The following is an 8,574-nucleotide window of genomic DNA, read 5'->3' as shown; positions in this document are numbered from 1 at the left end:
TAATTTCAACCCCCCCACCATATAAAAAATAATTTTTGCCGCGTGGCCTGTTTTTTTTTTTTAACCCCCCCCCCCCCTTGTTTTTGCGGGGGCCCCCCCCCCCCCCCCCCACGACACCGCGTGTACGCGCGAGCATGTGAACGCTTGCAGGCTTGACGGCTTCTCCGGCGATGCCACGTTCTGGTCATGTGGCGCGGCATCCTTGTTTTCTTCCTGCTGGCGATCTCGACGATCGCCGCGGACGCGCGGCCCAGGCAAATCAACCCAATTCCGTTTTCGCACGAGCCGTGCAGCGTCCTCGACGGCAGGCCCTGCACGCCGTCCTACTGCAGCCCGCTCGAGCCTGGTCCCTGCATTCCCGAGATCGACTATCCCTACGGCCAGAACCTCCAGCTCACGATCCAAAGCGTACCGTCGGAGGCGGATCGCGGCAAATATCAAAAGCCTGATCACGATCTCGATACGATCGGCGATCTCTTCGCCGAGCTGCGCACTTGCTGGTCGCCGCCAACGGACAATGCCCGAGCAGGCATGCAAATCGCCGTGCGTTTCAGCTTCAACAAATCGGGCGGCCTGATCGGCCCGCCGCGCCTGACCTTTGCGACCGCAGGCGTCCCCGCCGAGACGAGAACCTCCTACCTCAATGCGATCAATTCATCGTTGAACGCCTGCCTGCCGCTGAAATTCACCGGCGGTCTTGGCGGTGCCCTCGCCGGGCGGCCAATCGCGATCCGATATGTCGACAATCGCGAGATCGGCAAGTAGCGCATCAGTTGCGACCCGCGGCCAATCGATGATACGCCATGGGCTGGGGCGCTGGTTGGGGGGAGAATCTCGTGGGTCTGCTGGTTATGATCCTGGGGCTTGCGCTGTTTTTTGCAGCGCATGTGTTCACGACGAAACGCGAGGCGCGCGCGCAGGCCATCGCGAGACTGGGCGAGGGGACCTACAAAATCCTCTATTCGCTTGCCTCGCTCGCGGGGCTCGCGCTGATCATCTGGGGCTTCGCGCATTACCGTGCGACGGGCTGGATCGACGTCTGGTATCCGCCGAAGGCGCTGAAGCACATCACGCTCGCGCTGATGTTGCCCGCGGTCATCCTGGTGGTTGCGTCCTATCTGCGCGGCCGCATCTATGCGACGCTGAAGCATCCGATGCTGGCCGGCATCAAGCTGTGGGCGGCGGCGCATCTTCTGGCCAATGGCGATCTCGGCTCCATCATCCTGTTCGGCTCCTTTCTCGGCTGGGCGGTGTATGATCGCATCACGCTGAAGCGTCGCACCGATGGCGGCGGTCCGCCGATTCCGGTGGGCGGCGTCACCAACGATCTGATCGCTGTGGTGGTCGGAATCGTCGCTTATCTGGCGCTGGCGTTTGCGTTCCATCCGGTCGTGATCGGTGTTCCCGTGATGGGCGGCTAGCCGATCAGCACAAGACAGGACCGCATGCCCTGCGCGGAAAGTGACAAGGTAACAAGAGCAACAAGCCAAGGTCATTCCGATGGACTGGTCGCATTCTCAGATCCCGCCAATGCGGTTCGAGGCGCGCTTCGGCGATCGAGTCGTACCGGCATTTTGCGATCGGCCTTCGAGCCTGTGGGCGATGATTGCGGACGCGTGCGCCCGCAATCCCGACGGCGAAGCGCTGATCTCAGGCCATGTCCGGCTGAGCTGGCGGCAGGCCGCGGAGCAGGCTGCGCGGATCGCAGCGGGATTTCGCAAGCTCGGATTGCAGCGCGGCGATCGTGTCGCGATCCTGCTCGGCAACCGGGTCGAATTCCCGCTGCTGCTGTTTGCTGCCGCGCATGAGGGGCTCGTCACGGTGCTGCTCAGCACACGGCAGCAGAAGCCGGAAATCGCCTATGTGCTCGCCGACTGCGGCGCAAAGATATTGATCCACGAGGCGGCCCTCGCGGAGCGGCTGCCGGACGTGCGGGATGTGCCCGAAATAAGCCACCGCATCGCCGTCGACGACGATCCGGCTTTGTCGCGTTTCGCTGTGCTGGCAGACAACGCGCCGGCCTCGGCGCCGATCGAGACGAGCGAGGAGGACACTGCGATGATCCTCTACACCTCGGGCACGACAGGCAAGCCGAAGGGCGCGATGCTGGCCCATTGCAACATCGTCCATTCCTCGATGATCTTCGTGTCCTGCCTGCAATTGACGGCGGCCGACCGTTCGATCGCGGCAGTGCCGCTCGGTCACGTCACCGGCGTCGTCGCCAACATCACGACGATGATCTGCTGCGGTGGCGCGCTGATCATCATGCCGGAGTTCAAAGCCGGCGAATATCTCAAGCTCGCCGCGCGCGAGCGCGTCACCTACACGGTGATGGTGCCAGCGATGTACAATCTCTGCCTGCTCCAGCCCGATTTCGAGAGCTACGATCTGTCGAGCTGGCGCATCGGCGGCTTTGGCGGCGCACCGATGCCGGTTGCTACCATCGAGAAGCTCAAGGCGATCATTCCCGGCCTCGAGCTGGCGAATTGCTACGGCGCGACCGAGACGACATCGCCGTCCACGATCATGCCGGGCGAGTTGACGGCAACCCACATCGACAGCGTTGGCCTGCCGTGTCCCGGTGCGCGCATTCTGGCAATGCGCGCGGACGGGCGTGAGCTGCCGCCTGGGGAAATCGGCGAGCTCTGGATCCAGAGTGCCTCCGTCATCAAGGGCTATTGGAACAACCCAAAGGCCACGACCGAAAGCTTCACCAGCGGGTTCTGGCATTCCGGCGATCTCGGCTCGATCGATGTGGAGGGATTTGTCCGGGTGTTCGACCGGCAGAAGGACATGATCAACCGCGGCGGCCTCAAGATCTATTCGGCCGAGGTCGAATCCGTGCTGGCCGGCCACCCGGCCGTGGTCGAGAGCGCGATCGTCGCCAAGGCGTGCCCGGTGTTGGGCGAACGCGTTCACGCGGTGGTGGTGGCGCGTGCGCCGGTGGACAGCGAGGCCTTGCGCGCCTGGTGCGCGGAGCGGCTGTCCGACTACAAGGTCCCGGAGAGCATGATGATCACAGCGGAGCCGCTGCCGCGCAATGCCAATGGCAAGGTACTGAAGCGGCAGCTGCGGGAGCTGTTGGGATCCTGACCCGGGGAGGCGGTCTCTCCGGGCTGTCCCGGGTGGTTAACGCCTTGATCGGGCTCGCTTTGCCTTGCCACCGCCATATCGTTAGGGTACCTCGCCGCCACGTGGGGACGGGATTCCTGACGCGAACGCCTTGGCGCGCGCACCCGGACGGGCATGGGATTAGCATAAGTGTCTGAATTATTTGACGAAGTCGACGAGGAAGTACGTCGCGAACAGCTCAAGAAGCTGTGGGACAAGTATTCGATCGTCTTCATCGCCCTGATGGTGCTGATCGTCGCCGCCGTGGGTGGCTGGCGCGCTTACCAGTATGTGGAGGCCAAGAAGGCCGCCGAGGCCGGCGCCGCCTTCGAGAAGGCCGCCGAGCTGTCCGAGCAGGACAAGCATGCGGAGGCCGAGGCGGCCTTCACCGAGCTCGCGGCCAAGGCTCCATCCGGCTATCGCACCCTGGCGCGGCTGCGTGCTGCGGCCGAGGCGGCAGCCCGCGATCCCAAGGCAGGTGCCAAGCTCTATGACGACATCGCCGCCGATCGCAGCGTAGGCGGCGAGTGGCAGGATCTGGCAAAGATCCGCGCCGCCGGTTTCCTGCTCGACAGCGCCGGCTATGCCGACATGCAGCAGCGGCTGGAAGCCTCCACCGCGCCCAAATCGACCTTCCGTCATACTGCCCGCGAGATGCTGGCGCTGTCGGCCTGGCGCAACAACGATATGACTGCCGCCCGCAAATGGCTCGACGCGATTGCCGAGGATGGCGAAACGCCGCCCGGCTTGCGCTCACGCGCCGAGGCGCTACAGGCCTTGCTGCCGCCCGTAGCGAAGAGCTGAGCCGAGAGCTGAGACGAGATACCGATATGCGCCGTACGTCACGCTTGATCGCAGCCTTCGTCCTGATCGCCTTCACGGGCGTGCTGGGCGGTTGCTCCAGCTTCGATCCGAGCGACATGCTCGACTTCCTCGATACCAAGAAGAAGCTGCCGGGCGACCGCAAGCCGGTGTTCCCGGAAGGCGTGCCGGGCCTCGAGCAGGGCGTTCCGAAGGAAATGTACAAGGGCGCGCAGCAACAGCCCGATCCGAACGGCCCCGCCGTCGCGGCTCTGCCCACCGAGCCTCCGCCCGAGCCGGCCAAGCCGGCGAAGGGTGCCAAGGCGAAAAAGACCAGGCAGCCCCCCAGCGCTGCCGTTGCGCCGGCTGAGGCGCCCGCCGGCGAAGTCGATGGCGAGGCCCAGCCCGAGGCCGCGCCGCCCGCGGCCACTCCGGCGCCCAGGCAGAAGATCGTGCGCAAGCGCACCACCGCGCCGCCGCCCGATCAGCCCGTCCAGCAGGCGCAACCGACCCAGACCACCCAGCAGCAAACGCAGGGCGCCTTCCCGGCGCCGATGCCCAGCGGCAGCTTCTCGCGCTAGAGCATGATCCGGAAAAGTGTGAAGCGGTTTTCCGAAAAGATCATGCTCAAACAATTGTCTTCATTTCATTGACAGGCGCGGCTCCGGCAGCGCACGAATGACCCATGTCCTTTAAAATTGCCATTATCGGCCGACCCAATGTCGGCAAGTCGACGCTGTTCAACCGCCTGGTCGGGCAGAAGCTCGCGCTTGTCGATGACCTGCCCGGCGTCACCCGCGACCGCCGCGAGGGCGAGGCCAGGCTCGGCGATCTCGACTTCACGATCATCGACACCGCCGGCCTCGATGAGGGCGCCAAGGGCTCGCTGACCGCCCGCATGCAGGAGCAGACGGAGGCCGCGATCGCACAGGCCGACGCGCTGTTCTTCGTGATCGATGCCCGCATGGGCCTCACGCCCAACGATCGCGCCTTCGCCGATTTCGCCCGCAAGGCCAACAAGCCGATGATGCTTGTCGCCAACAAGAGCGAAGGCAAGCATGGCGATGCCGGCGCGATGGAGGCCTTCGCGCTCGGCCTCGGCGATCCCATCCAGATCTCGGCCGAGCACGGCGAGGGCCTCGGTGAGCTCTATGATGCCCTTCGAGAGCTGATGCCGGAGCCCGTCGAGGAGGATGACGTCGAGGACGACGAGCCGCTGACGGAGGAAGAGGCGGCCACGCGTCCGATCCGGGTCGCGATCGTCGGCCGGCCCAACGCCGGCAAGTCGACGATGATCAATCATCTGCTCGGCGAGGAGCGTCTGCTGACGAGCCCGGAAGCCGGCACCACGCGCGATTCCATCGCGGTCGAAATCAACTGGAAAGGCCGCGAGTTTCGCGTGTTCGACACCGCGGGTCTGCGCCGGCGCTCGCGGATCGAGGAGAAGCTCGAGAAGCTCTCGGTCGCCGACGCACTGCGCGCGGTGCGCTTTGCCGAAGTCGTCGTGATGATGATGGATGCGCAGAACCGCTTCGAGGAGCAGGATCTTCGCATCGCCGACCTGATCGAGCGCGAGGGTCGCGCCGTCGTGCTCGCCGTCAACAAATGGGACCTGATGGAGAGCAAGGGTGGCGGCGCGATCTCGAACCTGCGCCGCGATGCCGATCATTTGCTGCCGCAGATCAAGGGCGTGCCGATCGTCGCCGTCTCCGGCTTGATGGGCGAGGGCATCGATCGATTGATGCAGGCGATCCAGGATGCCTATGCGCTTTGGAACAGGCGTGTGTCGACCGCGGCACTGAACCGCTGGTTCGAGGAGGCGGTGCAGGCCAATCCGCCGCCGGCGGTGTCCGGCCGACGCCTCAAGCTGAATTACATCACGCAGACCAAGGCCCGTCCGCCGAGCTTCGTGCTGTTCTGCTCGCGTGCGGACGCGGTGCCGCAATCCTATCTGCGCTACCTCACCAATTCGCTGCGTGAGGCCTTCGAGCTGCCGGGCACGCCGGTGCGCATCACCTTGCGCGAGAAGGCCAATCCGTTCGCCCACAAGCGCAAGCGGCCATCGTGAGCAACGAGGCCGGCGAGGCGATGGCGCAGGGCGCTGCGCCAGTCCGGCGCGGTGCGGTCGCCTTCATCTTCGTCACCATCCTGCTCGACATGCTCGCGCTCGGCGTGATCATGCCGATCCTGCCAAAACTGATCGAGAGCTTCGTCGACAACGACACGGCGCACGCGGCCCGCATCTTCGGCCTGTTCGGCACCGCCTGGGCGCTGATGCAATTCGTGTTCTCGCCGGTGCTCGGCGCGCTGTCGGATCGCTTCGGGCGGCGGTCGGTGGTGCTGCTGTCGAATTTCGGGCTCGCGGCCGACTATGTGCTGATGGCGCTGGCGCCGTCGCTGGTCTGGCTGTTCGTCGGCCGGGTGATCTCAGGCATCACCTCGGCGAGCATCTCGACCGCCTTTGCCTATATCGCCGACATTACGCCGCCGGAGCGGCGCGCAGCGGTGTTCGGCAGGATTGGAGCTGCGTTCGGCGCCGGCTTCGTGCTGGGCCCGGCGCTGGGTGGTCTGCTCGGCGATATCGATCCGCGCCTGCCGTTCTGGGCCTCGGCGGCCCTGAGCTTGGCCAATGCGCTCTATGGGCTCTTCGTCCTGCCGGAATCGCTGGCGCCGGACAAGCGCGCGCCGTTCCGCTGGAGGAGCGCCAATCCGCTCGGAGCGCTCCGCCTGCTGCGTTCGAACGTGGTGCTCGCTGCGTTGTCCGTCGTCAACTTCATCGCGCAGGTCGCGCATGTCGTGCTGCCCTCGACCTTCGTGCTCTACGCCACCTATCGCTACGGCTGGGATTCGAAGACCGTGGGATTGACGCTGGCGATGGTCGGCGTCTGCGCCATGGTGGTGCAGGGGCTCGCGATCGGTCCGATCGTGCGCGTGCTGGGCGAGCGCAACGCCTTGTTGCTCGGCCTGTGCTGTGGCGCGGTCGGCTTCGTGATCTTCGGCGCGGCGCCGACCGGGCCGCTGTTCTGGATCGGCATTCCCGTGATGTCGCTGTGGGGCATTTCGGGTGCCGCCATGCAATCGCTGATGACGCGGCTGGTCGCGCCCGATCAGCAGGGCCAGTTGCAGGGTGCGACCGCGAGCGTGCAGAGCGTGTCGCAACTCGTCGGCCCGTTCCTGTTCACGCTGACGTTCTCATACTTCATCGGCGCCAGCGCGCCGTGGCAGCTGCCCGGCGCGCCGTTCCTGCTCGCGGCGGTGCTGATGGTTGCGTGCGTGGCGATCGCGGTGCGGGCGCTGGGAGCGGCCAAAACGGTTGCGTAGGGTGGGCAAAGCGAAGCGTGCCCACCGCCTTGTTCGGTTGTCGAGAGATGGTGGGCACGGCGCTTTCGCGCCTTTGCCCACCCTACGGCACCTATGCTCTTACTTCTTCACCAGCGGGCACTCGCTGTCCTTGAGCGGCTTGGCCGCATCTTCCGCCGGGATGGTCGCGATCAGTTTGTAGTAATCCCACGGTCCCTTGGATTCTTCCGGCTTCTTCACCTCGAACAGGAAGGCGGGAATGATCCGGCGTCCGTCCTCGCGCAGCGGGCCCTTGCCGAACAGCGGATCGTCGGTCGGGATCTCCTTCATCTTGGCGACAACTTTGGCGCCGTCGTGCGGATTGCCGCCGAGGGCGTCCATCGCCTTCAGAAGATGCAGCACGGCCGCGTAATTGCCGGCCTGCGTCATCGAGGGCATCGCCTTGTTGGCGACCTTGTCCTGGAAGCGCTTCGAGAAGGCGCGCGTGCCTTCGTTGAGGTCCCAGTAGAAGGATTCGGTGAAGGTCAGGCCGTGCGCGGTCTTCAGGCCGAGCGAGTGGACGTCGTTGATGAACAGCAACAGCGCCGCGAGCTTCTGGCCGCCTTCGACGATGCCGAACTCGGCCGCCTGCTTGATCGAGTTGGTGGTGTCGCCGCCGGCATTGGCGAGACCGACGATCTTCGCCTTCGAATTCTGCGCCTGCAGCAGGAAGGAGGAGAAATCCGACGTGTTGAGCGGATGCTTGACGCCGCCGAGCACCTTGCCGCCGTTCGCGGTGACGACCGCGCTGGTGTCACGCTCGAGCGCAGCACCGAAGGCGTAGTCGGCGGTCAGGAAGAACCAGCTGTCGCCGCCGGCCTTTGTCAGCGCCTTGCCGGTACCGTTGGCGAGCATGTAGGTGTCGTAAGTATAGGAAATGGTGTTGGCGTTGCAGGCCTTGCCGGTGAGGTCGGCACTGGCGCCGCCATTGTTGAGCAGGACCGCGTTCTTTTCCTTGACGACGTTGCTGACGGCCAGCGCCACGCCGGAGTTCGGGGTGTCGGCGATCACATCGACCTTCTGGGTGTCGATCCACTGCCGCGCGATGTTGACGCCGACGTCCGGCTTGTTCTGGTGGTCGCCGCTGATCACATCGATCTTCCAGCCCTTGGCGCGAAGGCCGGAATCTTCCACCGCCATGTTGACCGCCGCCACGGCGCCGGGGCCGCCGATGTCGGCATAGAGGCTGGACATGTCGTTGAGCACGCCGATCGTGACGGATTTTTCCTGGGCGAAGGCGGATGTGGCAAAACCGAAGGCGGCACAGGCCAGAAGAGCCGCGGAGCGGCGCGCGAACGTCGTCGTCATAAAAGCTTTCCTCCA

General features: G+C 65.1%; 8 protein-coding genes. 7 read left to right on the top strand and 1 reads right to left on the bottom strand.

Annotated features, from left to right (window positions below):
* The first annotated feature begins 186 nt into the window (after window positions 1-186).
* The 7 genes from AC0L30_RS12080 to AC0L30_RS12050 all read left to right on the top strand — a co-directional run bounded on the left by AC0L30_RS12080 (window position 187) and on the right by AC0L30_RS12050 (window position 7,233).
* The gene (locus AC0L30_RS12080; protein WP_007592076.1) at window positions 187-765 is read left to right on the top strand and encodes a hypothetical protein; all 579 of its coding nucleotides are present in this window, start codon (window positions 187-189) and stop codon (window positions 763-765) included.
* Between the two features lie 71 nt (window positions 766-836).
* On the top strand, window positions 837-1,421 hold the full coding sequence (locus tag AC0L30_RS12075; RefSeq protein WP_007609254.1) for an NnrU family protein: 585 nt from the start codon (window positions 837-839) through the stop codon (window positions 1,419-1,421).
* 79 nt (window positions 1,422-1,500) lie between these two features.
* Complete coding sequence (locus AC0L30_RS12070; RefSeq protein WP_007592072.1) at window positions 1,501-3,093, top strand: class I adenylate-forming enzyme family protein; 1,593 nt, start codon at window positions 1,501-1,503, stop codon at window positions 3,091-3,093.
* A 168-nt stretch (window positions 3,094-3,261) separates the two neighbouring features.
* A complete protein-coding gene (locus AC0L30_RS12065; protein ID WP_007592071.1) occupies window positions 3,262-3,915 on the top strand; it encodes a tetratricopeptide repeat protein in 654 nt (217 codons plus the stop codon).
* Between the two features lie 26 nt (window positions 3,916-3,941).
* Complete coding sequence (locus AC0L30_RS12060) at window positions 3,942-4,493, top strand: hypothetical protein (protein ID WP_007592069.1); 552 nt, start codon at window positions 3,942-3,944, stop codon at window positions 4,491-4,493.
* Window positions 4,494-4,597: 104 nt separating this feature from the next.
* Complete coding sequence (gene der, locus AC0L30_RS12055; RefSeq protein WP_473404341.1) at window positions 4,598-5,980, top strand: ribosome biogenesis GTPase Der; 1,383 nt, start codon at window positions 4,598-4,600, stop codon at window positions 5,978-5,980.
* Window positions 5,977-7,233 (top strand): TCR/Tet family MFS transporter, encoded by a 1,257-nt coding sequence (locus AC0L30_RS12050; RefSeq protein ID WP_007592065.1) that lies wholly within the window; start codon window positions 5,977-5,979, stop codon window positions 7,231-7,233. The genes der and AC0L30_RS12050 overlap by 4 nt, the downstream gene beginning before the upstream one ends.
* Before the next feature lie 99 nt (window positions 7,234-7,332).
* Here the strand turns inward: AC0L30_RS12050 and AC0L30_RS12045 are convergent, their stop codons facing one another.
* Window positions 7,333-8,559 carry an ABC transporter substrate-binding protein gene (locus AC0L30_RS12045; protein WP_007592063.1) on the bottom strand — a complete coding sequence of 409 codons (1,227 nt, stop codon included), beginning with the start codon at window positions 8,557-8,559 and terminating at the stop codon, window positions 7,333-7,335.
* Window positions 8,560-8,574: the final 15 nt, after the last annotated feature.

This window comes from Bradyrhizobium sp. MI1.11 (assembly GCF_055811255.1).
This window is presented reverse-complemented; position numbering and strand designations above follow the sequence as displayed.

Coding starts and splice junctions, on each gene's coding strand:
- AC0L30_RS12080 (WP_007592076.1), top strand. CDS start 187: ATGTGGCGCGGCATCCTTGTTTTCTTCCTGCTGGCGATCTCGACGATC.
- AC0L30_RS12070 (WP_007592072.1), top strand. CDS start 1,501: ATGGACTGGTCGCATTCTCAGATCCCGCCAATGCGGTTCGAGGCGCGC.
- AC0L30_RS12060 (WP_007592069.1), top strand. CDS start 3,942: ATGCGCCGTACGTCACGCTTGATCGCAGCCTTCGTCCTGATCGCCTTC.
- der (WP_473404341.1), top strand. CDS start 4,598: ATGTCCTTTAAAATTGCCATTATCGGCCGACCCAATGTCGGCAAGTCG.
- AC0L30_RS12045 (WP_007592063.1), bottom strand. CDS start 8,559: ATGACGACGACGTTCGCGCGCCGCTCCGCGGCTCTTCTGGCCTGTGCC.